The sequence below is a fragment of the Arthrobacter sp. MYb23 genome (assembly GCF_002979775.1).
In the GTDB taxonomy this organism is placed as follows: Bacteria; Actinomycetota; Actinomycetes; order Actinomycetales; family Micrococcaceae; genus Arthrobacter.
The window spans coordinates 16,330-42,969 of the sequence record NZ_PCPR01000022.1; the positions used below are offsets into that span (position 1 = coordinate 16,330).

The window sequence follows — 26,640 nt, forward strand, 5'->3', positions numbered from 1 at the left end:
ATTGGGTTGTCAGACGCCGCTCAGCAGCGCGAACAGAACATAGGCTACAGGGGCGGCGAACACGATGGAGTCCAGGCGGTCCATGACGCCACCGTGGCCGGGCAGGATGCTGCTCATGTCCTTGACGCCAAGTTCGCGCTTGACCATGGACTCCGCGAGATCTCCGGCGGTTGCTGCGGCCACCATGCCCACGGCCAGGATAAGACCCACCCACCAAGGCCTGTCGAGCAGGAAGATACACGCAAGGACGCCGATCACCATGGCCCCGCCGACGGATCCCGCGAAACCTTCCCACGACTTCTTGGGACTGATCTTGGGGGCCATGGGGTGTTTCCCGAAGGAAGCGCCAACGATGTACCCGAACGTGTCATTGGAAACCACCAACAACAGCATGGAGGCAATCTGCCATGCGCCTTCGGGGATACCGTCCGGCCAGAAACCCACTGGAGTGGGCCCGCTGGTGGTGTGCAGGGACAGTGATGCAAAGCTGATGAGGAAAGGAATCCACGCCAGCGTAAAGACACCGGCAAACACGCTCCGCGGCGCTCCCGCGGCACTCTCGATGGAGCGCCACAGCAGGACGGCCACGGAGCTGGCCGTCATAGTGAAAAGCAAACCTTCAAGCCCACCGAAGTAGGCCGATACCGGCATCACCAGGCTGCCGATCATCACGGGAACAATCGGCATCCGGGTCCCCTGCGCCTCAAGCGCCCTGAAAACCTCCCAAACGCCCAGCACCCCGAATGCGGTGGTGAGGAGGACGAAACCCAACGGGAGGAACAGCAAGCCGCCCAAAACGGCCAAAAGCATGGCAAGCCCGACGCCGATGGCGGCCGGAAGATTCCGGCCTGCCTTCGGTGTGGGGTTCTTCCGCACGCGTCTGGCGCGCTGAGGGGTATCGCGTGTCGGGACCCGCTCAGCGGGCGCCGGCTCAGCCTGGTTCATCAGACCTCGAGCAGCTCGGCTTCCTTGCGCTTGAGCAGCTCGTCGATGCCGTCAACGTGCTGCTTGGTCAGGGCGTCGAGTTCCTTCTCAGCGCGTGCACCCTCATCTTCTCCGGCTTCGCCGTCCTTGACGAGCTTGTCCAGGGAATCCTTGGCTTTGCGGCGGATGCTGCGGATGGAAACCTTGGCGTCCTCACCCTTGCCCTTGACGATCTTCACGTACTCCTTGCGGCGCTCCTTGGTGAGCTCCGGGATGGTCACGCGGATGACGTTGCCGTCGTTGGATGGGTTGGCGCCAACCTCGGAGTCGCTCAGGGCCTTCTCGATGTCACGCAATGCGGTCTTGTCGTAAGGGGTGATCAGGATGGTGCGGGCATCCGGCACACCGAAGGAGGCCAGCTGCTGCAGCGGAGTAGGTGTGCCGTAGTACTCGACGATCACCTTGTTGTAGAGGGCGGGGTTGGCCCGGCCAGTACGGATCGAGGCGAAATCGTCCTTGGCTACCTCCACCGCCTTGTCCATCTTCTCGCCGGCTTCGAGCAAGGTCTCTTCGATCACGGGTTTCTCCTCAGAAATAGTTGCTGCCCAACTTCAGGCGGCAATGCACAGTAAAGATCCGCCACCAGGGGCGGATGGTCCTAGAAATATCCTAGCCCTTGCTAGGGAGTAACCAGGGTTCCCAGCGTTTCGCCGAGGATGGCACGGGTAACGTTGCCCTCGCCTTCCATGCCGAAGACCACCATGGACAGGCTGTTGTCCTTGCACATGGTCATTGCGGTCTGGTCCATCACCCGGATGTCACGGCGCAGGGCGTCGTCGTAGCTGAGGACATCCAGTTTCTCCGCCAGCGGATCCTTTTTGGGATCTGCGGTGTAGACGCCGTCCACTCCGCTCTTGGCCATGAGAACCACGTCGGCGTGCACTTCAAGGGCACGCTGCGCCGCAACGGTGTCCGTGGAGAAGTAGGGCAGCCCGGCACCCGCACCGAAAATGACCACGCGTCCCTTTTCCATGTGGCGGATGGCGCGGCGCGGGATGTAGGCCTCTGCAACCTGGCCCATGGTAATGGCGCTCTGGACGCGGGTTTCCACCCCGGCTTGCTCCAGGAAGTCCTGCAGGGCCAGGCAGTTCATCACGGTGCCCAGCATGCCCATGTAATCGGCGCGGGAGCGGTCCATACCGCTTTGCGACAGTTCGGCGCCGCGGAAGAAGTTACCCCCGCCTACAACGATTGCCACTTCTACTTCGGTGACCGCGGCCGCGATCTGCTTGGCGATGGCGCGCACTGTCTCAGGATCGACGCCGAGCTTGCCTCCGCCGATGACCTCGCCGGAAAGTTTCAGAAGTACACGTCGACGGGTCTTCTCGGGCTGGATAGCAGTGTTGACGGTTTCCATGGTGCCTTCCCGTTGGTGGACTCTGGCTAGATTATCGTGCTGTGGGTCCGCGCAGGTACTACCCGGACGGGTGCATGAAAAAGGGGCGGCCACCGAAGTGACCACCCCTTCTCACGTAGTACTAGTTTCCGACGCGGAAACGGGTTACTGCGGTTGCCTTGACGCCGGCTTCTTCGAGGACCTGTGCAACAGTCTTCTTGGAATCCTTGGCGAATGCCTGGTCAACCAGAACTTCACCCTTGTAGAAGCCCGTCACGCGGCCTTCCACGATCTTGGAAAGAGCAGCTTCGGGCTTGCCTTCAGCCTTTGCGGTCTCTTCCGCGATGCGGCGCTCGGACTCGACCAATTCGGCCGGGACGTCGTCACGGGTCAGGTAGTTCGGAGCCATGGCTGCAACGTGCACAGCGATGTCGTGTGCAGCGGTGGAAGCGGCTTCGCCTTCACCGTCAACAGCGAACAGCACGCCAACCTGGGCCGGGAGGTCCTTGGACGTCTTGTGCAGGTAGGCGTCAACCGTGGTGCCCTCAACGCGGGAGATACGGCGGACAACAACCTTCTCGCCGAGGACTGCGCCCTCTTCGACAACAACCTCGGACAACGGCTTGCCGTCAACCTCGGTGGCCAGCAGGGTTTCGAGGTCGGCTGCGCCGGATTCGACTGCAACGTTGAGAACCTTGTCAGCCAGCTGGATGAACTTGTCAGCCTTGGCAACGAAGTCAGTCTCGCAGTTGACCTCGATCATTACGCCGACGCCGCCGTTGACCTTGGCAGCAACCAGGCCTTCAGCAGTGGAACGGCCTTCGCGCTTGGTAGCGCCCTTGAGGCCCTTGATGCGGATGATCTCGATGGCCTTCTCGGCGTCACCGTTGGCTTCGTCAAGAGCCTTCTTGACGTCCATCATGCCGGCGCCAGTGCGCTCGCGCAGGGCCTTGATGTCAGCAGCAGTGTAGTTCGCCATGTGAACCCCTCTGTCTAGAAATTTTGTGTGTTTACGGACTGACAGGACGGCAGCCCACCGTGTGAGCCGCCATCCTGTCAGTTGCCCCCGACGCAGTCTCCAGCGTCAGGGAAGGTCCAGATTTACTTGGCTTCTTCGGCTTCGCCGGCTGCAGCTTCAGTTGCTGCGGGAGCCTCAGCAACGGGAGCCTCAGCTGCGGGAGCTTCTGCTGCCGGAGCCTCGGTTGCCGCTGCTTCTTCAGCCTTGCTGCCTTCGAGGAGCTCGCGCTCCCACTCAGCCAGCGGCTCTTCCGGAGCTTCGGTGGTGCCCGTTGCGCGCTGGTTGCGGGCGATAAGGCCCTCAGCTACGGCGTCGGCAACAACGCGGGTGAGCAGGTTGACGGAGCGGATGGCGTCGTCGTTACCCGGGATCGGGAAGTCAACTTCGTCGGGGTCGCAGTTGGTGTCTAGGATGGCAACAACCGGGATGTTCAGCTTCTTGGCTTCGTCAACAGCAAGGTGTTCCTTCTTGGTGTCAACAACCCAGAGAACCGAGGGAGCCTTGGTCAGGTTGCGGATACCACCGAGGTTGGACTCAAGCTTGGTGAGTTCACGCTTGAGGAGCAGGAGCTCCTTCTTGGTGTAAGCCGAACCGGCGACGTCGTCGAAGTTGATCTCTTCGAGTTCCTTCATGCGCTGGATACGCTTGGCGACGGTCTGGAAGTTGGTGAGCATACCGCCCAACCAACGCTGGTTGACGTACGGCTGGCCAACGCGGGTAGCCTGCTCGGCAATTGCTTCCTGAGCCTGCTTCTTGGTGCCAACGAACAGGACGGTGCCGCCGTGGGCGACAGTAGCCTTAACGAACTCGTAGGCGCGGTCGATGTAAGACAGCGACTGCTGAAGGTCAATAATGTAGATGCCGTTGCGCTCCGTGAAGATGAAGCGCTTCATCTTCGGGTTCCAACGACGGGTCTGGTGTCCAAAGTGGACGCCGCTGTCAAGCAGCTGGCGCATAGTTACGACGGGCATGCCGACGCTCCTTCCGGCAGGTCATTCATGAGAGAGCCCAAGGGGCTGCTCTTACCCTGCCAATAGTTGACGGTTGTTTAGCCTTTGCCCGGATGGGCGTGGCTCCTGGCATCCATTGCACTTCTCATCCGGCATGGAGCCTAAGCTCGACCGGACCGCAAGAGGCGCAATCCCCCGCAGCACAAAACCATGAGGCTTCGCTGGTGGAGGGCTGGATACGCGTAGTCAGCCTGGGACCCTCACATATCTGAATGAGACATGCTCCTGAACAAGCTTGAGGGCACAGCAAACTGCTCCACCAAGTGTACTACAGCGACCCCACCGGTTTGACCGCCGGAACCCAGGCGTTGTCCACATACGGCACCCGGCGCATCGCGTCGCGGGAGTTGTCAGGAAAAGCTGATTCCATGACCGTTGCGAAGCTCACCTTGACCGCCCTGCTTGCTGCCACCCTCTTTGCCGGCAGCGCAAGCGCCCCTGCGCCGGCCTCGGCTTCGTGGAGCTGGCCCCTCCCCCCCAAGCCTTCGGTCCTGCGGACGTTTGACCCGCCTGACAAACCGTGGCTCAGCGGGCATCGGGGCGTGGATTTAGGGCCGACGTCCGACGGAGCTCCGGTCACCGCGCCGTCGGATGGCGTGGTGGCGTTTGCCGGCGTCGTGGTGGACCGACCCGTACTGACGATCGATCACGGCGATGGCCTCAAGAGCAGTTTCGAGCCGGTGACCAGTGAACTCAAAGCCGGTGACGCCGTGCGCAAGGGGCAGGTTATCGGCACCACGGATCCCGGCCACTGCAGCAGCGCCCCGTGCCTGCACTGGGGCGTGCGGCGCGGCGAGGACTACGTCAATCCGTTGGGCTTCGTGGAAGACCTGCGGCCGTCCATCCTACTGCCGCTCCATTGATCCTCACCAGACCCGAGTGCCCGCCACGCCTGCACTGGTTCCAGACGATCGCCGAACTATACGATCGCCGAAACGCCCGTGATGGCCCGGCCGGTCACCAAGGTGTTGATTTCGTGCGTGCCCTCGTAGGAGTAAATAGCCTCTGCGTCGGAGAAAATCTTGGCCATTCCATAGTCCGTGACGATTCCGTTGCCACCCAGGATGCTGCGTCCCAGGGCGACGCTCTCGCGCATGCGTGCTGTTGTGAACGCCTTGGCTAGAGCCGACTGTTCATCCTTGGCCACGCCCGCGTCTTCGAGTTGGGCCAGACGAACCATCATGCCCATGGAAGCCACGGTGTTACCGAGGATCTGAACCAGCTGATTTTGCACCAGCTGGAAAGCCGCCAGCGGCCGCCCGAACTGCTGGCGTTCCACGGCGTACTGACGGGCGACATCAAAGGCCGCCATCTGCAGCCCAACGGCCTGCCAGGCTACTGCCAGGCGGGTCACCTTGAGGACCTTGTTGGTATCGCGGAAGCTGTTGCCGTTGGCAAGCTTGAAGAAGTCGGGCACCACCACGTTGTCCAGAACGATGTCCGCATTCTGCACCGTACGCAGGGAGATCTTGTTCTCAATCTTGGTGGCCGAGTAGCCCGGCAAGGTGGTGTCCACCAGGAAGGCCTTGACCTGGTTGTCAGCCACATCCTTGGCGTAGATGACCACCCAGTCGGAAAACGTGGCGTTGCCGATCCAGCGCTTGGCGCCGTTGAGAATCCAGGTGTCGCCGTCGCGCTTGGCGGTGGTGCGCGTTCCACCCGCCACGTCCGAGCCACCCAAGGGCTCGGTCAGCCCGAAAGCGCCGATCTTTTTCAGGGAGTAAATGTCCGGCAGCCAGGCATCCTTCTGTTCCTGCGATGCGAGGGCCTCGATCGAACCCGTGAACAGGCCGTCGTGCACGCCCATAAACGTGGCAATCGAAGCATCAGCGCGTGTCACTTCAGCGTGGAGCATGCCGGCGAACAGGTTGGAGTACCCCTGACGACGAACGGGGCTGACCAGATCCAGTTCGCCAAGCTTGGGAATCAGGTCCATCGGGAACTCACCACGGTTCCAGAAGTCCACGGCAATGGGCTTGACTTCGCGGGCAAGGAATTCCCGGACTTCTGCCAGGCGGTCCCGCTCTTTCCCTGTCAGCATCTGCTCAAAGGCGTAAAAGTCGCCATCGGCATACGGAAGGTTGGTGGCATCGAATGCAGCGTTGGACATATTCGCTCCTTCAAGGGTGGTCACCTGCGACCAAGACTAAGTTACTGATGAGTAACATACCGCACTGACAGGGGAACGCAAAAGAGCCGTGGCCGACGAAGATGAATCGTCGGCCACGGCTCCTGTGTGAAATGTAGGGCTACTCGGACTTGAACCGAGGACCTTAGGATTATGAGTCCCGCGCTCTAACCAGCTGAGCTATAGCCCCTTGATGCCCGGTCCGGCCACCGCAAAGCAGCAGTTCCGGGCAAAGCACTCCAGCAATTCTAATAGCTGCCAGGGAGTGCTTTTGTCACACCACCATGTCCTCGTACGTGGCGCCACGGTAGAGGTCCTCAAAGGTCTGAAGAGTGCCATTGATGCTGTGCGGCTCCACCATCTCACGGCTCAGCTTGCCCATTGCCTCAAGCTCGTCCTGGGGAAGCCCCACCAGCTGGGTGATCCTGCCCGCGAGCTCGTCGCTGTCATTGGGGGTGAAAAGGTAGCCGTTCTCGCCGTCCCGGACCAAATGCGGCAGCGCCATGGCGTTGGCCAGCAGCACCGGAGTGGAAGCTGACATGGCTTCCAAAGTCACCAGCGACTGAAGCTCGGCCGTTCCGGGCATGCAGAAGATATCGGCCTTGATGTACGCCTCCCGCAGGTCCTCGTCGCTGGCCAGGCCGAGGAAGCTCACCCGGTCACCCAGCCCAAGCTTCGCCACCTGGGCCTCAAGGGCAGTGCGGACTTCGCCGCCGCCCACGATTTCCAGGTTCACATTGAGTTCGCGAGGAGTCTTCGCCACGGCATCAATCAGCACGTCAATGTGCTTTTCTTCGGCAAGCCGGCCGACAAACAGGACGGTGGGGTTGGCATGCGGCTCGATGACTTCACCAGGCTGCAGCTCGTAAGCGGATGAGTCGATGCCGTTGGAAAGAGGCAGGACCTTACGCAGGAATGCGTGCTGGTGCATGGCCTTGGCAGCGAGCGGCGTCGGCGTAGTGACCACGTCCGCCTGCCCCATGACCTTGCCCATGTCCTTCCATGAAATCCGGCCAACTATGTCCTTGAACCACCGCGGGAACGGAAGGAACGGGTTGAGGTTCTCGGGCATGAAGTGGTTGGTGGCCACAATCCGGATACCGCGCTTTACAGCCTCGTAGAGGACGTGTTCGCCGATCATGTAGTGGCTCTGGATGTGAACAACGTCCGGTTGGACCTTGTCGAAAAGAAGGCTGATTTCCTTCTTGATTTCCCACGGGAAGCAGATTCGGAAGTACTCGTGGGTGAAGACGCCATGGGAGCGGAGCCGGTGGACTGTGGCTTCGTCGCGGAACTCGGTGTAGCTCTTGCCCGTGTCCGGACGGCAGGCCAGGACGTGGACGTTGTGCCCGCGTGCCGTCATCCCCTTGGCCAGGCGGTAGCCGAACTGGGCAGCACCGTTGACGTGCGGCGGGTAGGTGTCCGCGGCAATCAGCAGAGTGAGGGGTTTGTTGGTGTCGGGAATGGTCACGTGGAGAACTCCTGATGGTCACGGTGCGGACAGCACTGCTTGTGGCAGTGCTGCGGTGTCGCCGGGTTGCCGTCCGCAATAGCGGGGGCGCAAGGTCAAGCTTTGCCTTGGGCCTTCCGGCTGGCAGCCGCCTTCGCGTCCTTCTTGCGTTTGGTGACTTCCGGATGGTGCCGGCTCAGGGCAATAACCCCCACGATAGCAAGCGTAGCGGCCGCGGCCATGGCGATGGCCATCACGGCGTGGACGTCGGGACGAAGCTCACCAAGGATCACAATGCCGATTGCGATGCCCACCATGGGGTCGATCACGGTCAGGCCTGCGATCACCAGATCCGGCGGACCACCGGAATAGGCACTCTGGACAAACCAGGAACCCAGGCCCCCGGCAGCCACAATTGCCACGAGCGTGTACCACTGGACATTGAGCAGGAACAGGCCATTGGGGTCCAGCAGATGCTTTCCGATGATGCGGGTCAGGACGGCAACAAAGCCAAACAGGACACCGGCGCCCAAAATGTAAATGAAGGCGCTCATGCGGTGTTTGAACATAACGGCCAGAGCTCCAAAAATGCCCACGGCAAGAGCCAGGAGGAGAACAATCGTCAGTTCGTCGTCGCTATTGACGTGGTGGTTCTCCTGCGTGACATTGACGGCAAGGAGCACGAACAGCGCCGATCCCGTGACACAGGCGCTGATGGCCACCACGGTTGCACGGTTGATGCTCAGGCCCTGGTCCTTGGCGTTAACCACCGTGGTGATAACAAGCGCAATGGCACCAATCGGCTGCACCACTGTGAGGGGCGCGGAAACCAGTGCGATCGCGTTCATCACCATTCCGAGTGCAAGGAACAACAGTCCGAGCATCCAGCGCGGATTACGCAGCAGCCGCAGGAACCCGTTGGAACTCAGCGCCAAGCCACCAGTATCGGCTTTCACGGCGCTGCCCTGCCTCTGGGCGCCGATGGCAAGGAAGAAGGCACCAAGTACCGCGAGAAAAACCGCCAGCCAGACCATCAGCCTCGTCCGCCGTCGTCGGTCTTCAATTCTTTTCCTTTGCGCAGGATGGCCCAGTAGTAGTTATATGCCGCTATCCAGTGGCCGATCAGGCCGAGCCCCAGGAACGTCCACGCTGCCACAAAGTAGACCTCGGTCAACGCGATGGGCAGCTTGGACAGGACCAGCAGCGGCGTACCGATCAGCAGCAGCCCGGTGCGGATCTTTCCGATGATGCTCACCGGGAGGTCAGGGTGGCTTCGGAAGTAGATCAAGGATGCAATGGCCAGGACGGCGTCCGGCACCAGCAGTGCTGCCAGGTACCACCACTGCACGACGCCGGCAATCGCCAAGGTGAAGGCGACAGCCAGCAGCGCGGCACGGTCAGCCATGGGATCGAGGATCCGGCCTAGCTTGGACGTCTGGTCGAAGCGTCGGGCAATATAGCCATCCACCCAGTCGGTGCTGCCCATGATAACGAGCACCAGGACCGCGAAACCATACTCCTGTTCGGACAGGACGAGCCAGACAAAGAGCGGCACGCCCATGAAACGAAGGACTGTGAGGATGTTGGGGACAGTGAAGATGAGGTCGTGATCAACCTGTGGCCGGTCGGGGTGCGACCCAGCTCCGATCAATCTCATCCTGTCCCCCTTCCTCGTCTTCAGTGTTTGATGGCGCCGCTGGCTTCTACTTCTTCAGCAGCTTCCGCAGCGCAACAACGAAGACCACGGCAGCTGTGGCGAAAGCTGCGAGGTCCTTCCACCGGGCGGCAAGCCTTTCGGTGAGGCTCTCAGGTACAGAGTCTCCGAGGTCGGCAAACTTCGCGGCAGCGAATTCCTTGCTCTCCTGGAACTTTCCGTTGGCACTCTCGAGCAACGCCTGGCCCTGCTTCTTGACGTCGAGCTGTTCACCGAGCTCGTCACGAACACCGGTGAGGTGTTGGCGGCGGCGCTTCAGGCGCGAGCGAAGCTCAGCTTCGGTGGGAGCCTTGACGGCGTCCGCTTCCTTGGCGGCTTCCTTGGCAGCCTTCTCAGCCTTGGCCTTCTCAGCGGCCGCTTCCTTTTCAGCCTTGGCGGCCTTGGCGGCGGGCGAGTTGGGATCGAGGATGGACTCGTCGAACTCGGAGCCTTCCTTGGCAATTCCAAGGTCATGCTTGATTCCCCGGATGGTGTCCTCAGGAACCAAGGGCATGGCCTTCTTGAACTTGGCTATGCCGATCAGGGCTGCGATTGCCACGATCAGCAGGAAGAATGCCGCAACCACCAGGGCCGCAAGCCAGCCGGGCATAATGGTGGCCAAACCGAGGATCGCTGCAACAACCAGCGCGATGACCAGGAGCGCCAGGAAGACAAGCGCTACTCCGAAGAAGGCGCCAGCGATGCCAACCTGCGTGGCCTTGCGCTTGAGCTCAACCTTCGCCAAGGCGATTTCGTCGTTGAGTTGCCTCGGAGCCAGCCTTGCAACGAGCTTGAGGGTCTTCGGCAAACTACGAATGGCTGGCCCTTGACTGGGCCTGCCTGTGTGACGTCCACTCATGGGTTCCGCCTAACTGCTTCCTCTGGGCATCGTGTAAGGCGAACGCGGCGGAAAACAATCCCCGCGGACACCTGTTCTCAAAGCTATCATTCAGGTTCCTGCTGAACTTTCGGGATCGGACCCCGGCGCGCCCGTCATACGCCCAATAAATATGATCTGGGCCATAGGATAGATGATCGTGACCTCTCCCATTGCTCCGGGCGATTCTCTGAGCCGACGCGAAAAACTTGTCTACATTCTCCTGTTGGGTGCACTGACTGCCCTCGGTCCTTTCACCATCGACCTCTATCTTCCGGCGTTCCCCGCTTTGGAAGAGAGTTTTGATGTCTCAGCGGCGGCAATCCAGCTCACGTTGACCGGCACAACGGTGGGCTTCGGGCTCGGCCAGCTGTTGGTGGGACCCTTCAGCGACAAGGTAGGGCGCCGGCTACCGCTGATCCTGGCTACTGCCGTGCACATCGGCTCATCGCTCGGTGCCGCCCTGGCCACAGACATCGGAATGCTGTCCCTCTTCCGAGTACTGATGGGAATTGGCGCTGCCGGAGGGGGCGTTGTGGCCATGGCCATGGTCAGGGACCTCTTTCACGGCTATTCCATGGTCCGGATGTTCTCGCGGATGTCACTGGTCAACGGCCTGGCTCCCATTCTGGCTCCCGTCATCGGCTCCCAGTTGCTGCTGGCCTTCCCCTGGCCGGGCATTTTCTACTTCCTGGCCGGCTACGGCCTGCTGGTGATCCTTGCCTCGATCTTCTTCATTCGGGAAACACTTCCGGCGGAGCAGCGGGGCAAGTCCACCGTTACCGTGGGGCAACGCTACAAAACGGTCCTCACGGACCGGATCTTCGTCGGCATGGTGTTGGTGGGAAGCCTCAACTTCGGTGGCTTGTTCGCCTACCTCTCGGCCTCCACCTTCCTGTTCCAAAACGTCTATGGGTTCTCACCACAGGAGTACGGCATCCTGTTCGGCATCAATTCACTGGGCATCGTGGCAGGCGTGCAGATCAGCTCCCGCCTGATCAGGCGGGTAGCTCCGCAATGGATCGTGGCCGGAGCAACCCTCTTCATGGTGCTCATGGCCGCACTGATCATCGTTCTGGACCTGTTCCATGTGGGTTTGTGGGGCATCCTCATCCCGTTGTGGTTCTACATATGCGCAACAGGCTTCATGTTCCCGTGTGTTCAGGTCCTGTCCTTGGCCAAGCACGGCGCACAAGCAGGCACCGCCGCATCGCTCCTGGGCGCATCCCAGTTCATGATGGCCGGCATCGTCCCGCCGGTGGTCGGTTGGCTGGGCGTCAACTCCGCCGTACCCATGGGCGCCGTCATGGCCGCCTGTATCACTGGCGCCATTGCCGCGTTATGGCTGGTTGTCCGGCCGCGGTCGGTTCCCTCCATTCATTAGCACCCTGATCATTAGCACCGGCCCCGTAGGCTGTGACCATGACTAACAAACCGCACCGCAACGGCAGGGGCCTCTTCCTGGGTGCCTTGCTCGGCGCCGTCGCTGGTGCTCTTCTCGGTCGCGCCGCAGGCAGCGCGCTGTTTGGCGCCATCCTGGGCGCCGTGATCGGCGCTGCTGTCCTCTACCGCGTGAATCCCGGCCCTTGGAAGCGGGACTAGGCCGGCTGCAAGCGGGACTAGGCCAGCTGCAAGCGGGACTAAGCCGGCCCCGCTGGCGACCCGCCGGCGTCGGGAATCAGCAAACCCTCCCCTAACTGCGTACCGCAGGGCAGAATGGTGGCCAGCCGGGGTAACCGGTGCTTGAACCGGTGAAGGGGACATCACATGAGCACGGCTGTTGTTTTTCGGGGCAGTACGCGCGGCCTGGCAACCCTGCGGAAGCTGCCACTGACGCTTGCCCTGGTGGTGCTCCTCTGGGTGCTGGGGGCCGTCACCGGTAGCCTCATCAGCGGTCCCGGCCAAGACCTCCTGGACCAGGTGGGCCTTGGTTTGGCGGTGGAGCCAGGACCCTGGTGGTCAATCTTCACGTCGGCGTTCTTCGCTTCCTCCTTGCTCGACTACCTGGCCTGCGCAGCAGCAATCCTGGTGGGCGTGGGCATCGCCGAACGCGTCATGGGCCCTTGGCTGGCGCTGGCTGCCTTCGTTGCCGGCTCCGCCCTCAGCGCCCTGGTCCTTGTGGTGCTCGTAACTTTTGGAACGGATGCCAGCGACCAATGGCTCAGTTTCCTGGGCGGCGAATATGTTGTGGGTGCCTATGGTGGCGCTGCTGCGGCGTTGGGATGTTCGACGGCGGCGCTTGAGGCGCTGTGGCGTCGCCGACTGAGGACGTGGCTGCTGGCCGCCACGCTGATGTTTGCCCTCTTCGTGGGAGTCGCCCAAACCCTGCAGGCCCTGGCCGGGGCCGTGATCGGCATCCTGGCGGGTTGGGCCATCCAGTCGCTGGCCCTGCGCCGACGGGCAGGATCGCTGCACTCCTCAAGCCTTCGCGAAACACGGTTCCTGGTGGGCACCGTGGTGGGTGTCTTCGCGGTGGGACCTTTGCTCACGCAGCTGACAGGAACGTGGGAAATCGGGCCCCTGTCCGTAGTTTCCGAGGTCATGCTCCAGGCCAGTCCCGACGCCGATGAGGTTCAGGAAGCCTGTAATAACGACAACAACTGTGTCACCCTGCAGAGCATCGTGGGCGTCCAGAGCTTCGGCGCGGCAATCCTGACACTGATTCCTGTGCTGCTGTTGCTTGTCTGCGCAGAGGGGCTGAGGCGCGGCCGGCGGCTGGCGTACCGGCTGACACTTGTTATCCAGCTGTATCTGGCAGCCGTCACCGTCCTGTCCATCGTCCAGTACGTTACAGATCCGGGGGTCACCTTAGGCGATGACGACTTCGCGTACCTCCTGCTGTACGCGGTCCCAGCGGTCCTCGCCCCGATCATCATCGCTGCGCTGCTGCTGGTAAACCGGCATAAGTTCCGCGTCGAATCCAGCGACGCCGGGTACCGGGTCCTCGGCCGGACCTCGCTCATCCTCGCTGTGGCAGCCGTGGTCCTCTATGTGGTGTTCTGGTTCGTTGAAGGCAACCCGGGCCGCTCTACGCTGTTGGACCTTGCCGGGCAGTTGACCCACATCCTGGTTCCTTTCCCAGTCCCGTTCGTGGTTGCCCTCCCCCAAGGTGTGCTGAGCACTGTCCTGTATGGCCTGGGTGGGGACATCATCTGGCTCTGCATTCTGGTGCTTGTCCTGAATAACTTCCGGCGGTTCAGGATGCTGGCCACCGATCCCGCAGCGGATCTGGGGCACACCAGGGAGCTGTTGCATGATGGCGGCGGCACGTTGTCCTGGATGGCGCTCTGGGACAACAACCAGTACTGGTTCACCCCGGACAGGAAGGCTGGAGTCGCCTATCAGGTCCACAACGGGGTTGCCCTCACCGTTGCCGGCCCTTTTGGCGCCAGCGAACACCACGCCGATGCAGCTAGGGGTTTCGTCAAACACTGCGCCAATCTGGGGCTGATTCCGTGTTTCTATTCCGCAACGGCAGAGCTGGATGTCCCACTGCTACCCCATGGCTTCAGGAAACTGGAGGTGGCGGAAGAGACACTCCTCAACGTCCAAGCCATGACCTTCAAGGGGAAGGAATGGCAGAACGTCCGGACCGCCCTGAACCGTGCAGACAAGCTTTCCATCAAGGATCACTGGTACCCCTACCCTGAGATGCCTCCGGGAATCAGGGCGCAGTTGGCGGAGATCTCCGAAGAATGGGTGGCTGACAAAGCGCTGCCTGAGATGGGCTTCACGCTGGGTGGCTTGAACGAGCTCAAGGACCCCGAGGTGCTCTGCTGCGTGGCCGTGGATGACGACGGATTGGTCCACGGAGTCACCAGCTGGCTCCCCGTCTTCAGCCAAGGGATCATCTCAGGGTGGACCTTGGACTTCATGCGCCGCCGAACCACAGGGTTCAAGGGTGTGATGGAGTTTCTCATAGCCTCTGCCGTGACCCACTTCAAAGAAGAAGTACCTCAGATCTCCTTGTCCGGCTCGCCGCTCGCCAATGCAGGAGGCGGTACCGGCGATGAAGACCGGAGCACCCTGGACCGTGTCCTGGCGCTTCTGGGAAACGCCCTGGAACCCATGTACGGCTTCAAATCCTTGGCCGCGTTCAAATCAAGGTTCCAGCCTGAACACCGGACCTTGTACATGTACTACCAGGACCCGTTGGCCCTGCCGTCCATCGGCATCGCTGTGGGATCGGCCTACCTGCCAGGACTGTCCCCCACTCAAAGCGCCGGGCTGTTGCGGCAAATGGTAGCCAAGGAGCCAGCCGCATGACGCCCGAGCGGACCGCGCGGCCATGAACGACCTCCTGAAGCTCGAGATCAGCGGCCCTCTCGTCATGACGATCGCTGGAGTGATCGGCGTCGGGTTTTTCCTGCTCTTGTTCCTCAGGCCATCGGCGCGCTGGGCCCTCACCGCGGTCGCGGCCATTGTGGTTGCGGGCCTGTTCGGGTGGTTGACTGTGTGGCTCGTGGAGGATGTCCTGGACGTCTTCCATGTGGGGCTGACACCGCGGGTGTGGTTCTGGGCCCTTGCCTGCTTCGCTGCCCTGGGTCTGGCCGTGGTCAGTTTCCGGCACAGCCCACGGTGGCGGAAGGTGGTGGCCGCGGTATCGATCCCCGTGTTCGTCGTAGTGGCCGGGCTCGGCATCAATACAGAGTTCGGTTTGAACAAGACGTTGGGCTCGGCGTTGGGGATCTCCACTGAGGGCGCCATCCAACTGGCCAAGCCGGACCCTGACGCCTCCGTTCCGGCAGGTCCCCTGTGGCAGAGCTGGCAGCCCCCGGCCAATATGCCGGCCAAAGGCCAGGCAGGTACCCAAGTCATTCCAGCCACCGCGTCCGGTTTCACTGCAAGGCCGGCGGGCATCTACTTGCCCCCAGCCGCCTTGACGGCCAATCCGCCCAAGCTGCCCTTGTTCGTCCTCATGATGGGCCAGCCCGGACTCCCTGATCCGCAATACGTTTCCGCTGCCCTGGACGAGTTCGCTGCAAAGAACAATGGCCTGGCCCCCATTGCGATCGTCGCAGACCAGATTGGCCCGGACCAGGACGACACCCTCTGCCTCGACACCGCCAAATACGGCAACGTGGAGAAGTACATCAACGAGGACGTTGTTAACTGGGCCAAAGCCAACTTGAACATCCTCCCGGACCGCGAGCATTGGACCATTGCCGGCTACTCCAACGGTGGGCAATGTGCCATTTCCTTCGCGGTCAAATACCCGGAGATGTGGGGCAACGTAGTGGACATCTCAGGCGAGGAATTCCCCGGCGCGGAGGATCCGGCCGGCAACCTTGCAGCGATCTTCAATGGCAACCAGGCCGCCTACGACGCCCAAAAGCCCATCAACATCATGAAGGGCAAGCAGTTCCCCAACACAACGGCAGTCTTCACGGTGGGCTCGGACGACACCACCTACGTAGCTGCCGCCAAAGCAGTATCCGCTGCCGCCCGGGAAGCAGGGATGACTGTGACGTACTACGAGGTGCCCAACGGCGGTCACGTGGGCCTGGCGTTGAACGCGGGACTGACCAAAGGATTCGACGTGCTCTACCCGAGGCTTGGCCTCTCCAGATAACACTGCCCTTTTGCACGACCCGGACCGGCGATAAAGTTAGGTGTGCCACATTGGCAAGAGCTGCAGCCGCTTCCGGCACCGTGGCAGCGTCGGGATGAACGCATCCTGCCGCTGTGGTGGGACCGTTTGTGCTCGGTGACCAGCCCGCAGTCGGCTGCCCTCTACGCCGCCGGGCTGTTTACCGATGACCGTCGACGCCCCATTGCCCAGTGGTACAACCCTGAAACGGACGCCGCGCTGCTGGTCGCCCCGGAGACCTCGCCTGAGTGGCCGGTTCAGCGCTTCGGCATCTTCTACGCGCCACCAGGTGGAGGTTTCACCCGCGTCTACTCTGCGCCCCACGAATGGCATCCCCGGGAGCCCAGGACTCCGCCCACTGAGCAGGATTCGTTCCTGGCCGCTGTGGCTGAGGCCGCCCGCTTCCTGCAGGTGGAGATGGACTTCGTCTAAGAGAAGTCCAGTGAAAGTCCAAGAAAAAAACGAACCCCGTACCAGCACTAAAGCCGGTACGGGGTCCTGATGCTCCTCCGACTGGACTTGAACCAGTAACCCTTCGATTAACAGTCGAATGCTCTGCCAATTGAGCTACGGAGGAATGAAGCGGTTATGACTTTAGCAAAGGTTCTACCGGAATGCGAAATCGGCACCGCATACCCCTTGGGGGTATAAAAATACCCCCGTTTCGAGTGTTCGAAACGGGGGTATTGCGCGCTCCTCCGACTGGACTTGAACCAGTAACCCTTCGATTAACAGTCGAATGCTCTGCCAATTGAGCTACGGAGGAATGAAGCGGTTACTAGCTTAACAGGGGCCCGCCGGAAAGTGAAATCGGCGCTTTCAGCCATCCGAGCGAAGCGCCCTGCGCTCCATTTCGAGCTGCATCAGCTCACGGTTCAGCCGCTGGAACTCCTCCGGATTGGCCCCTGCATCCAAGCGCTGCAGCTGCCCCATCTTGTCTGCCTTGATCCTGGTGATCTGCAATTCGAAAAGACGGGCCAGGATGTCACGGCAGTACCGCTGCATGGCCTCGGCAGTGCTCGCTGGCAGTGGCGTCACCGCCAATTCAGAGACCAAGGCCCGCAGGGGCTCGGGCACTTCCTGACGGACCTGCTCCACCCACGCCACAGGGTCATCCGAGTGGGCCAGTCCAGCGGCCCGCACGGCGGTGTGGACGGCCGCGTAAGCAGGCGTGGTGAACTGCGAGGCTTCGAAACGCTCCCAGGCTCCCCCGCCCAGCACGCCCGGCTCCTGGAGAACCACTTCAAGCGCTTGGCGCTCCATACCGGCTATGGGGTCTCTGGGATCGGGCCGCTGGAAGACAGGACCGCTCGACGCCGGTGCTGCTGTGGTGGCCGCCGGGCCTGCGGGGCTGGCGGCGCCGCCACCGGAAGCGGCTCGCTTGGCCGCCGCCCCCACGTAGCCACTGACTTCTTCGATGGGCATTCCCAGCCAACCGGCCAGGTTGCGCGTGTATCCGGGCCTCGTGGCGGAGTCCCGGATCTGTGCCACCACCGGGGCGGCTTCCCGGAGGGCAGCCACGCGGCCTTCCACGGTGTCCAGGTTGTGCCGCCGAAGAGTGGCCCGGATGGCAAACTCGAACAGTGGCTTGCGGGTGCTGATGAGTTCGCGCACGGCCGCGTCACCCTTGAGTTGGCGAAGATCACAGGGGTCTGCCCCGGAGGGTTCCACGGCGACGTACGTTTGGGCGGTGAAGCGTTGGTCTTCTTCGAAAGCCCGCAGGGCAGCCTTCTGGCCGGCGGCGTCGCCGTCGAAGGTAAAGATGACCTCTCCCCCGCTGCCGTCGTCCGAGAGCAGCCGCCGGGCTACCTTGATGTGCTCGGTACCGAAGGCTGTACCGCAGGTGGCCACCGCCGTCGTGACCCCGGCAAGGTGACAGGCCATGACATCCGTGTATCCCTCCACCACTACCAGTTGCCGTTCCTTGGCGATGTTCCGCTTGGCGATGTCGATCCCGTAGAGGACCTGGGATTTCTTGTAGAGCGTGGTTTCAGGGGTGTTCAGGTATTTGGGGCCTTGATCGTCCTCAAAGAGTTTGCGGGCACCGAACCCGATGGTGTCGCCCGCGATGTCCCGGATGGGCCAGATCAGCCTGCCGCGGAAGCGATCGTAGATTCCGCGGTTTCCTTCGGAGAACATGCCCGTGAGTTTCAACTCAGCATCCGTGAATCCGCGGCCGCGGAGGTGCTTCAGCAACGCGTCCCAGCCCTGTGGCGCGTATCCCACACCAAAGTGCTCGGCGGCAGCGCGGTCAAAGCCGCGGCCGTCCAGGAAGTTGCGGCCCTCTGCCGCTCCGGGGGTCAACAGCTGCGCGCGGAAGAACTCATCGGCAATTTTGTGGGCATCCAGCAGGCGCTGGCGTTTGCCCACTTCCTCGCGGCTGGGACCGGTTCCGCCGTCCTCGTAGCGCAGCTCGTAGCCGATTCTTGCGGCCAGCTTCTCCACGGCCTCATGGAAGGAGCTGTGGTCCATCTTCTGGACAAAGGAGATGGCGTCCCCGTCTTCGCCGCAACCGAAGCAGTGATACCTGCCCACTTGCGGGCGGACAGTGAAGGAGGGCGAGCGTTCGTCGTGGAAGGGGCACAGGCCCTTGAAACTGCCCAGCCCGGCACCCTTGAGGGTGACGTAACCGTCAACCACTTCCTTGATATCCGTGCGCTGGCGTACTTCGTCGATATCTTCACGTTTGATCAGGCCAGCCACGTGACCATCCTAGTCGCTTGCCCCAAGAGTCCCCGCCGTTAACGGAACGCAGGAAGGGTCTACCACGGGCTTTACCAGAGCGAGGGAAGGCTCCCCACGAGCCGCTCGTACATTGCGAGGGCGGAGACGTCCGTCAGCGAGGCAACTTGGTCGATCACTACGCGCAGCCGAGCGCCGTCGTCGACGGCGTCGCGCCAGTCCGCAGCGAACATCGGCTCCAGGTGACGGTCGCCGGTGGCGTTCAAAACGCCTACCAGTGCATGCAGCACTTCGCGTTGACGCTCGTACACCGGCTGGCGGTGGTCGGTGGAGATCACAAACGTGGTGGCCAGGCCCTTGAGGACCGCAATCTCGGTGACGGTGTCCTCGGGAACCATGAGCTCGGCGTCGTATCGGGTGAGGTTGGCCGGGCCGAAATGGGCACGGGTCGTTTCCATGGCACTCTGGCAGAACCGGCCGATCAGTTGGCTGGTCATGTCCTTCAGGGCAGCCATGGATTTCCGGCTGCCATCGGCTTCGCGGACCCACACCTTGGTGGCCTCCAGCCGGGCAAGGGCGGCATCAATGTCAGCGGGATCGTTGTGCGGCAGGTACCACTGCTTGGTGTAGCCCACCACCCGCGCCCGGTGATCCGGGTTCTCCATCCACTTCAACTGGAAATGGCCGGCGACGATCGCGTCCTCCACGTCGTGCACCGAGTACGAAATATCATCCGCCAGATCCATGACCTGCGCTTCGATGCAGGAGCTGTTGCCCGGGGCACCCTCACGCAGCCACTCGAACACGGGAAGATCGTCCTCGTAAGCACCGAATTTGCTGGTGCGGTGGCCGTGGATGACGGGCGCATCGACGGCGGACCACGGGTATTTGGACGCGGCGTCCAGGCTGGCGCGGGTCAGGTTGAGTCCAGCCGGCCTGCCGTCCTCAGCGAGCACTTTAGGTTCGAGCCTGGTCAGCAACCGCAGGGTCTGGGCGTTGCCTTCGAAGCCGCCAATGGTGTGCGCTACTTCGTTCAGCGCGGACTCACCGTTGTGGCCGAAGGGCGGGTGACCGAGATCGTGGCTCAGGCATGCTGTGTCCACCACGTCGGGATCACAGCCGAGGGAGCGACCCAGTTCGCGGCCAACTTGTGCCACTTCCAGGCTGTGGGTCAGCCTGGTTCGGACAAAGTCATCCGTGTCCGGGGCAACGACCTGCGTTTTTGCACCGAGCCTGCGCAGTGCCGAAGAGTGCAGGACCCTGGCACGGTCCCGTTCAAAATCGGAGCGATAGTTGCTCTTGCGCGGCTCTTCAACCCACCGCGCGGAATCTGCCTCGACGTATCCGGGGATGGCCAGCACAAAATCGTGGGCCGTCCCGTCGTGGCCAAGTATCGCTTCGGTTCCCATGGGTATCTGCCTCCTTCAAGCGCCGGGGTGTGGAGCTTCTTGAGTCAGTCTTACACGTGTGAGGCTAGCCGCCCGAAACGTCCAGCTCCGCGGCTGAGATATCCGCGCTCTGTTCAGCGTTCAGCTGACGGCTCACCAGCCAGTCCTTGGGCAAGGCCGGCTTCTTTGGCGAACCGGCACGGCCGCGGGGACCCTCGGAATCGACTCCCGGGTAGGGCGAGTCCATGTCCAGTTCCTCAAGGTATTCGCGCAGCACTTCAAGGGTGGGGACGGTGGCCAGCTTGGCGCGGAGTTCCCCGCCCACCACATAGCCCTTGAAGTACCAGGCCATGTGCTTGCGGATTTCGCGCAGCGCCTTGTATTCGTCGTTGCCAAAGGTCTCCACCATCAGCTCGGCGTGGCGGTACACGCCCTCAGCCACTTCGCGGAGTCCGGGACGGTGCCGCTGGTCGCTGCCTTCGAAGGCCGCCTGGAGGTCGCCGAAGAGCCAGGGACGTCCCTGGCAGCCACGGCCCACCACGACGCCGTCCACTCCTGTTTCGCGCACCATGCGGACTGCGTCTTCCGCGGACCAAATGTCGCCGTTGCCCAGCACCGGGATATCCGGCAGGGCCTCGCGGAGGCGGGCTATGGCGGACCAGTCGGCCTGGCCGGAATAGAACTGCGCGGCAGTCCGGCCGTGAAGGGCGACGGCGGCCACTCCGGCGTCGCGGGCGATCCGGCCAGCGTCGAGGTACGTCAGGTGGTCCTCATCAATGCCTTTTCGCATCTTGATGGTCAGCGGGATGCCACCCTTGGAAGCTTCCTTGACAGCCGTTTGAACGATTGAGGTGAAGAGATCGATCTTCCACGGCAGGGCCGAACCGCCACCACGCCGGGTGACCTTGGGCACGGGGCAGCCGAAGTTAAGGTCGATGTGATCGGCACGGTCCTCGTCAACAAGCATGCGCACTGCCGCGCCGACAGTCACCGGATCCACGCCGTAGAGCTGCACGGAGCGGACTTTCTCGTCCTCATCGTGCGAGATGATCCGCAACGATTCCGGCGTCCGCTCCACCAGGGCACGCGACGTCACCATCTCGGCCACGTACATGCCGCCGCCGTATTCACGGCAGAGCCTGCGGAAGGCTGAGTTGGTGATGCCGGCCATGGGGGCAAGGATCACAGGGGTATCCACGGTGATCCCGCCGAGCTTCAAGGGCGGGAGCTCGAGCTTTGGTGCGGGAGGCGTTGCTACTACAGTCACCCATCCATTGTTGCAAATGTGGGCAAATCGGGGGGCGCCCTACAAAAGCCAGCCGTTGTCCTCGGCCAGGCGGACCGCTTCGGCCCTGGTTCTTCCTCCTGTCTTGGCCATCGCAGCGGAAAGGTAGTTCCGCACAGTCCCCTCGGAGAGCATCGCGGCTTTGGCAATGTCTGCCACTGTGCCGCCGTCGGAAGCCGCCCGAAGCACCTGCGCCTCACGTTCGGTCAGCGGGCTGTCACCGGATGTCAAGGATTCGGCGGCGAGGGCAGGATCCACAACCCGCAAGCCACGGTGCACTCGCCGAACAGCTTCCGCGAGCTGCCGGGCAGGAGTGTCCTTGACCACGAACCCGGAGGCACCTGCCTGCATGGCCCGCTTGAGGTAGCCGGGCCTGCCAAAAGTGGTGACCATGAGGACCCGGCATGAAGGAGCCGCCTTGCGGACAGCAGCTGCGGCGCTGATGCCATCCAATCCGGGCATCTCCACATCCAGCATCGCCACATCCGCGGAAAATTCCACGACGGCGTCCGCCACCCCGGTGCCGTCACCCAGCTCAGCAACCACCTCTATGTCCGGTTCAAGCCCCAGCAAAGCGGCCAAAGCCCCACGGACCAATGCTTGGTCGTCGGCAATCACCAAACGGATACTCATACCTCAACTGCCAATCTGAACCCTCCCAGGTCACTCGAACCGACATGAACGCTGCCACCGGCGGCCGCTGTTCTTTCCCGGATGCCTGCCAGACCGTTACCGAGGGCTTCCGGGGCACCCGGGCCCACGCCGTCGTCTTCCACCAACACGCTCGACGCCGTCAACAGCACGCGGCAGCGCCGCGCGCCTGAGTGCCGCACCACATTGGTGATGCCTTCCCGGAGCACCCAGCCGAACAGCTCCCGGTGCCTGGCCGGGACTAGTTCCACGGTGCCCGGCAATTCAGCAGTTATTCCGGCCGACTCCAGCGCCGTCCGGGCGGCTGCGAGTTCGGCCAGGACGTTGACTCCCCGATACCCCGCAACAGTTGCCCTGACGTCCGCGAGCGCGCCGCGGGCAAGATCCTGCACATCGCTGATCTCCGTGGCAGCCCTGTCCGTGGCCGGCCCCGGAGGTGCTCCTTCCATCAACCGGCCTGCCAGTTCGGCCTTGATGGCGATCACCGTCAATGAATGGCCCAGGATGTCATGCATGTCCCGAGCCACCCGGCTTCGTTCCGCGGCAACTGCGGCGTCCGCCAGTTCGGTTTGGGCCGCACGCAGCTGGACAGTCTGCCGGATCAATCGTGCAAAGGAGGACATCATCAAGCCGAGTGACAGGATCAGGGCCGGCTGGAACAGCGCCTGCTCCGGGGTGCCGGTGGCCAGTTCTATTGCCAAGGACACAGCCGCCATGGCAACAATGAGGACGAAGTCCACGAAGGGCGGCAGCACCGTCATGGCGACGGCACAGGCGAGGAAAGGCCACGTCCACAGCGCTTCCTTCCCCACCAGGAGAATGACCAGGCCGTTCAGTGCCAGCAGGATCCCTGTGCAGGCGAGTCCGGTCCGGGGTCCGCGGGTCCGGCTGAACATCGGCAGGATGGCGTAGGCGGCGAAGAAAGCCACCAGCGACGCGGAAGCGGCGACCTTCCAGAGCGCAGGTTCGTCCACCGACCACACCAGGTTCCACGTGGGCCAGGCCCACAGGACGATGGAGAATCCGGCACCGACAAACCATTTGCGGGGTCCGGGCCCACGGAACGTATCGCCAAGGCTCGGGCTGCTCATGGATCCCACAATAGTCACCGCAGGACGCGCTCAGACACGCTTGGTGTCACGGCGGAAGGCCATGGCGGCTCCGCCAACAAAGATGGCCAGCCACACCAGGACATTGACGATCCACACGGCATCAAACTCCCCGGTGATCGGGCTCCGTGCCAACTGTCCGATCCCGTAGGCAGGCGTGAACCTGGCGATCTCGCCAAAGGTATCTCCCATGATCTCTATCGGCATGAAGAGCCCTCCCAGCATGGCGAGGATTGCAAGGGCAGGGCCAAGGATCTGCATGACGTTCTGGCTCGGCATGAGATAGCCGACGAACAAGCCAAGGGCCGCGAAAACCAGGGAACCCAACCAGGCGACCAAACCAGCGGTGAGCCAGATCTGCGGGTCCATGGTCACCCCGGCCAAGGCACCAATGATGAATTGGGCTATGACGGCCACCAGCGACAGTGTCAGCGCTGCCGCCGCTTTGACGGCGATGTAAGCGCCTGGCAGGAGCGGTGTGAGGCGCAGTTGCCTGCTCCAGCCCTGCGCCCGCTCAACGGCTACTTGGCTGCCCGCCCCGGTGGCTGCCGTCATGGCGGCATAGACGGTGAGACTGATCAGGATGTACTGCCCGTAGCTATGGCCGTTGGGAAGAAGTTGGTCCTTATTGGACAACCCAAAGATGAAGAAAAAGATCGCGGGCATGAGGACCGTAAAGATGATGGTCCTGCGGTTGCGGAGCATCCGCTTGATTTCGATCCACAGGAAGGTGCTGTTGATGCCCCCTGCGGAAGGTTTGCGGTCCTGGATGGCTGTTGTCTGGCTCATGCCCTGTCTCCTTCGAATGCAGGCTGGGTATCCGTGCCGGGTTCGTCAGCGGTGAGGGCAACGAAGGCTTCCTCTAGGTTGTTGGCGACGACTTCAAGATCGTGGGCTCCGGTGTTGTTGAGCAGGTAGCGGACCACGGAATCCGAGTCCGCGGTTCGAACGGTGACCCGGCCGGCGTCGTAATCCACTGCGGCGGCAGGAGGCAGTCCGGCCAGCAGCTCCCGGTCCCCCGGCGGCAGTGTTGCGCGCACTGTTCTTCCGGAGGCAAGGTTCTTGACCTGCGCCGCCGTGCCATCGGCAACGATGGTTCCGTGGCGTACCAGCACAATCCGGTCGGCGTAGGCGTCCGCTTCCTCGAGGTAGTGGGTGGCAAAGATGACAGTGCGCCCACGCGAGGCATCGGCCCGGATGGCGGACCAGAAGTCACGGCGTCCGGCCACATCCATGCCGGTGGTCGGCTCATCGAGGATGAGCAGCCCGGGGTCGGAAACCAAAGCCATGGCGAAGCGAAGGCGCTGTTGCTGGCCGCCGGAGCACTTCTCCACCTTCCGGTCAGCGATGTCCAGGATGCCGGCGCGGGTCAGGACTTCGTCCACCGGGCGGGAGGAGTCGAACATGGCCGCGGTGAGCTGCACGGTCTCACGAACGCTGATATCCCTCAGCAGGCCACCGGTTTGCATCACCGCGGCCACCTGCCCCCGGGCAATCGCTGCCCGCGGTGTGCGTCCGAAGACGGAGACGCTGCCCGTGTCCGGGGCGCTGAGCCCCAGGATCATGTCGATGGTGGTGGTCTTGCCGGCGCCGTTGGGTCCCAGGAAGGCCACCACTTCCCCCTGCTGCACCGTCAGGTCCAGCCCGCGGACAGCGTGGACTTTGCCGAAGCTCTTGTGAAGCCCTTCAGCCTGAATTGCCGGCACATCTGTCATTGTCATGGCTCTCCCTGGAATTGACGTGGTCTACCAATTCAAGCTGGAATAAACCACCTGCACCCGTAGCGGGTGTCACGCATCCTGGATGACAAATGTCATGAGCGCCTACTCGGTGCTGCGCCGCTCCGCTTCGCGCTGGGCGCGGCGGCTGCCCGGCCGCGCAGGCTTGCCGGGAGCGTCGGTGACAGTTCCGACGTCGTGCTGCTCTTGCGGGCCGGAACCCACGACGGCGGCAGCTGCTGCCAGCGAACCGGTGTCTTTGAGGTCATCGGCACTAACAGACGGTCCACCCGATGAGGCGAGCCGCTTCATGCCCGTGGCCTTGACCACCAGGACGGCGATCAACGTGGTCACCGGAATCGCGAGGACCAGACCGATGGAACCCACCAACGTACGGATGACTTCCTCAGACAGCTCGGCGCTGGTCAGGGCTTCAGCGAGCGGCCGGTCGTACAGCATCACGATGATGAGGATCGGAAGGGCTGCGCCAGCATAGGCGAAAGCGATGGTGTACACAGTGGAGGCGATGTGGTCCCGGCCGATCCGCATGGCCGACGAGAACAGCTTGCGGGCACTGGTATTGGGGGCCAGTTCGTAGAGCTCCCACACTGCCGAGGACTGGGTAATGGTGACGTCGTTGAGCACGCCCAGTCCGGAAATAATCAGGCCGCAGAGGATGATCCCGGAAATGGAGATCTGCGGTGACATGTTCACCAACGTGGAGGCGTCGTGGTTCCCTACACCAGCCAAATTAGCGGCGTCAGTGGCCCAGGCCGCCAAAAGCGCGGTAATGCTGAGCCCAAAAATAGTGCCCAGCAAAGCAGTGGATGTCCGCGCCGAGAATCCATGCGCGAAATACAGGACCCCGATCATGATCACCGTTGAACCCACCAAAGCCAGCAGGAGCGGCGGCTTGCCTTCCACCAAACCCGGCAGAATAAAGCTGACCAGGACGAAGTACGCACCCACCAGGCCAAGGAGCGCCCGGAAGCCACGCCAACGCGCCACCGCGATGACTACTGCTGCGTACAGGACAGCCAGCAGGGCTATGGGGATGCTGCGGACGAAGTCCACAAAAACGTAGGCCGGGGCACCGTTTCCAGCATTTGCACCTTGGACGGCGGAGAGGTTGAGATACCGGATGGAGTCCCCCACGTCCACGCCGTGGGACATGGCAACATCCGGGTTGATGACCACCTTGACCACGTCCCCGCCCTTGTCCGGCTCCGTAAAGGCGAAGGTGCACTGGGAACCGGCGGACTGGTTGTTCTGGTTGGGATCCGTTTGGCCAGTATTGCTTTGACCGTTGTTGCTTTGGCCTGTCTGCGTGCAGCTCTCCACCACCACGCTCTGGATCCGGCCAGTATCGAAGGTGACCCCAGGAGCGGCCTGATAAGGACTCGAGAACGAGATTCCCTCCCGGCTGCCGGAGGGCCACAGGACCATCATGGCTACGAGCGTCAGGACGCCCACCGGAACAAGAATGGCCGCGAGAATCCAGTTGGCCCTCTTCCGCGACGCAAGCGCCTGCGGGGTGGGATCGGACTCTTCAGAATGTCCGTGGGAGTGACCGTGGCCCATCAGCAGCAAAACCTCATGCCTTAACCCTACGCGGGATGGCAGATGTCCCTCGTCTGACGACACTCACCTTCCCTGGAGCCACCGGGACACACCCAGGCAAAACGAAGAATCCCGCGCCGCCCGTGGTGAGCGGGCAGCGC

Annotated in this window: 24 protein-coding genes and 3 tRNA genes; 6 read left to right on the top strand and 21 right to left on the bottom strand. The window is 62.4% G+C overall.

Features of this window, described 5'->3' with window-relative positions; all coding sequences use genetic code 11:
- Positions 1-9: 9 nt before the first annotated feature.
- The 5 genes from CQ020_RS18845 to rpsB form a co-directional block, all read right to left on the bottom strand.
- Positions 10-945, bottom strand: coding sequence for a phosphatidate cytidylyltransferase (locus CQ020_RS18845; protein WP_105693234.1), 936 nt, complete (start codon positions 943-945; stop codon positions 10-12).
- Positions 945-1,502, bottom strand: a complete 558-nt coding sequence (gene frr, locus CQ020_RS18850; protein ID WP_024820278.1) for a ribosome recycling factor — start codon at positions 1,500-1,502, stop codon at positions 945-947. Before frr ends, CQ020_RS18845 begins: the two co-directional genes overlap by 1 nt.
- 101 nt (positions 1,503-1,603) lie before the next feature.
- The gene (pyrH, locus tag CQ020_RS18855; RefSeq protein ID WP_024820277.1) at positions 1,604-2,341 is read right to left on the bottom strand and encodes a UMP kinase; all 738 of its coding nucleotides are present in this window, start codon (positions 2,339-2,341) and stop codon (positions 1,604-1,606) included.
- 121 nt (positions 2,342-2,462) lie between these two features.
- Entirely contained in the window at positions 2,463-3,299 is an 837-nt protein-coding gene (tsf, locus tag CQ020_RS18860) for a translation elongation factor Ts (RefSeq protein WP_024820276.1), read from the bottom strand.
- A gap of 122 nt (positions 3,300-3,421) precedes the next feature.
- Positions 3,422-4,309 (bottom strand): 30S ribosomal protein S2, encoded by an 888-nt coding sequence (gene rpsB / locus CQ020_RS18865; RefSeq protein WP_024820275.1) that lies wholly within the window; start codon positions 4,307-4,309, stop codon positions 3,422-3,424.
- A 407-nt stretch (positions 4,310-4,716) separates the two neighbouring features.
- On the opposite strand from rpsB, the gene CQ020_RS18870 reads away from it, so the two are divergent.
- Complete coding sequence (locus tag CQ020_RS18870; protein WP_105693273.1) at positions 4,717-5,211, top strand: M23 family metallopeptidase; 495 nt, start codon at positions 4,717-4,719, stop codon at positions 5,209-5,211.
- Positions 5,212-5,267: 56 nt separating this feature from the next.
- Here the strand turns inward: CQ020_RS18870 and CQ020_RS18875 are convergent, their stop codons facing one another.
- From CQ020_RS18875 to CQ020_RS18900, 6 genes are all read right to left on the bottom strand, one after another.
- Positions 5,268-6,458: an acyl-CoA dehydrogenase family protein gene (locus CQ020_RS18875; protein ID WP_105693235.1), complete on the bottom strand. Its 1,191-nt coding sequence runs from the start codon at positions 6,456-6,458 to the stop codon at positions 5,268-5,270.
- Positions 6,459-6,592: 134 nt separating this feature from the next.
- Positions 6,593-6,666: transfer RNA gene (locus CQ020_RS18880), tRNA-Ile, on the bottom strand.
- An 84-nt stretch (positions 6,667-6,750) separates the two neighbouring features.
- Entirely contained in the window at positions 6,751-7,947 is a 1,197-nt protein-coding gene (locus CQ020_RS18885) for a glycosyltransferase (RefSeq protein ID WP_105693236.1), read from the bottom strand.
- A 95-nt stretch (positions 7,948-8,042) separates the two neighbouring features.
- A complete protein-coding gene (locus CQ020_RS18890; RefSeq protein WP_105693237.1) occupies positions 8,043-8,960 on the bottom strand; it encodes a DMT family transporter in 918 nt (305 codons plus the stop codon).
- Positions 8,960-9,583: a CDP-alcohol phosphatidyltransferase family protein gene (locus CQ020_RS18895; RefSeq protein WP_105693238.1), complete on the bottom strand. Its 624-nt coding sequence runs from the start codon at positions 9,581-9,583 to the stop codon at positions 8,960-8,962. Before CQ020_RS18895 ends, CQ020_RS18890 begins: the two co-directional genes overlap by 1 nt.
- Before the next feature lie 46 nt (positions 9,584-9,629).
- Positions 9,630-10,478, bottom strand: a complete 849-nt coding sequence (locus CQ020_RS18900) for a phage holin family protein (protein ID WP_105693239.1) — start codon at positions 10,476-10,478, stop codon at positions 9,630-9,632.
- Positions 10,479-10,650: 172 nt separating this feature from the next.
- Between CQ020_RS18900 and CQ020_RS18905 the strand changes: the two genes are divergently transcribed.
- The 5 genes from CQ020_RS18905 to CQ020_RS18925 all read left to right on the top strand — a co-directional run bounded on the left by CQ020_RS18905 (position 10,651) and on the right by CQ020_RS18925 (position 16,518).
- A complete protein-coding gene (locus CQ020_RS18905) occupies positions 10,651-11,880 on the top strand; it encodes a multidrug effflux MFS transporter (RefSeq protein ID WP_105693240.1) in 1,230 nt (409 codons plus the stop codon).
- A gap of 38 nt (positions 11,881-11,918) precedes the next feature.
- Complete coding sequence (locus CQ020_RS18910; RefSeq protein ID WP_017199401.1) at positions 11,919-12,098, top strand: glycine zipper domain-containing protein; 180 nt, start codon at positions 11,919-11,921, stop codon at positions 12,096-12,098.
- A gap of 165 nt (positions 12,099-12,263) precedes the next feature.
- A complete protein-coding gene (locus tag CQ020_RS18915) occupies positions 12,264-14,762 on the top strand; it encodes a bifunctional lysylphosphatidylglycerol flippase/synthetase MprF (protein WP_105693241.1) in 2,499 nt (832 codons plus the stop codon).
- A 22-nt stretch (positions 14,763-14,784) separates the two neighbouring features.
- Positions 14,785-16,068 (top strand): alpha/beta hydrolase-fold protein, encoded by a 1,284-nt coding sequence (locus CQ020_RS18920; RefSeq protein ID WP_105693242.1) that lies wholly within the window; start codon positions 14,785-14,787, stop codon positions 16,066-16,068.
- 42 nt (positions 16,069-16,110) lie between these two features.
- The gene (locus CQ020_RS18925; RefSeq protein ID WP_011774207.1) at positions 16,111-16,518 is read left to right on the top strand and encodes a hypothetical protein; all 408 of its coding nucleotides are present in this window, start codon (positions 16,111-16,113) and stop codon (positions 16,516-16,518) included.
- 72 nt (positions 16,519-16,590) lie between these two features.
- Here CQ020_RS18925 and CQ020_RS18930 read toward each other — a convergent pair.
- The 10 genes from CQ020_RS18930 to CQ020_RS18975 form a co-directional block, all read right to left on the bottom strand.
- Positions 16,591-16,663: transfer RNA gene (locus CQ020_RS18930), tRNA-Asn, on the bottom strand.
- 116 nt (positions 16,664-16,779) lie between these two features.
- Positions 16,780-16,852 (bottom strand) — tRNA-Asn (locus tag CQ020_RS18935).
- 53 nt (positions 16,853-16,905) lie between these two features.
- On the bottom strand, positions 16,906-18,789 hold the full coding sequence (gene dnaG, locus CQ020_RS18940; RefSeq protein ID WP_105693243.1) for a DNA primase: 1,884 nt from the start codon (positions 18,787-18,789) through the stop codon (positions 16,906-16,908).
- A gap of 71 nt (positions 18,790-18,860) precedes the next feature.
- Positions 18,861-20,177, bottom strand: coding sequence for a deoxyguanosinetriphosphate triphosphohydrolase (locus tag CQ020_RS18945; RefSeq protein WP_105693244.1), 1,317 nt, complete (start codon positions 20,175-20,177; stop codon positions 18,861-18,863).
- Between the two features lie 64 nt (positions 20,178-20,241).
- Positions 20,242-21,423: a tRNA dihydrouridine synthase DusB gene (gene dusB / locus CQ020_RS18950; RefSeq protein ID WP_024820261.1), complete on the bottom strand. Its 1,182-nt coding sequence runs from the start codon at positions 21,421-21,423 to the stop codon at positions 20,242-20,244.
- Between the two features lie 39 nt (positions 21,424-21,462).
- Positions 21,463-22,074 carry a response regulator gene (locus CQ020_RS18955; RefSeq protein ID WP_105693245.1) on the bottom strand — a complete coding sequence of 204 codons (612 nt, stop codon included), beginning with the start codon at positions 22,072-22,074 and terminating at the stop codon, positions 21,463-21,465.
- Positions 22,071-23,183, bottom strand: a complete 1,113-nt coding sequence (locus CQ020_RS18960; RefSeq protein ID WP_105693246.1) for a sensor histidine kinase — start codon at positions 23,181-23,183, stop codon at positions 22,071-22,073. The genes CQ020_RS18955 and CQ020_RS18960 overlap by 4 nt, the downstream gene beginning before the upstream one ends.
- A gap of 30 nt (positions 23,184-23,213) precedes the next feature.
- Positions 23,214-23,990, bottom strand: coding sequence for an ABC transporter permease (locus CQ020_RS18965; protein ID WP_105693247.1), 777 nt, complete (start codon positions 23,988-23,990; stop codon positions 23,214-23,216).
- Positions 23,987-24,922, bottom strand: a complete 936-nt coding sequence (locus tag CQ020_RS18970) for an ABC transporter ATP-binding protein (protein WP_219844527.1) — start codon at positions 24,920-24,922, stop codon at positions 23,987-23,989. The genes CQ020_RS18965 and CQ020_RS18970 overlap by 4 nt, the downstream gene beginning before the upstream one ends.
- A 102-nt stretch (positions 24,923-25,024) precedes the next feature.
- Positions 25,025-26,500, bottom strand: a complete 1,476-nt coding sequence (locus CQ020_RS18975) for a YibE/F family protein (protein WP_105693248.1) — start codon at positions 26,498-26,500, stop codon at positions 25,025-25,027.
- Positions 26,501-26,640: the final 140 nt, after the last annotated feature.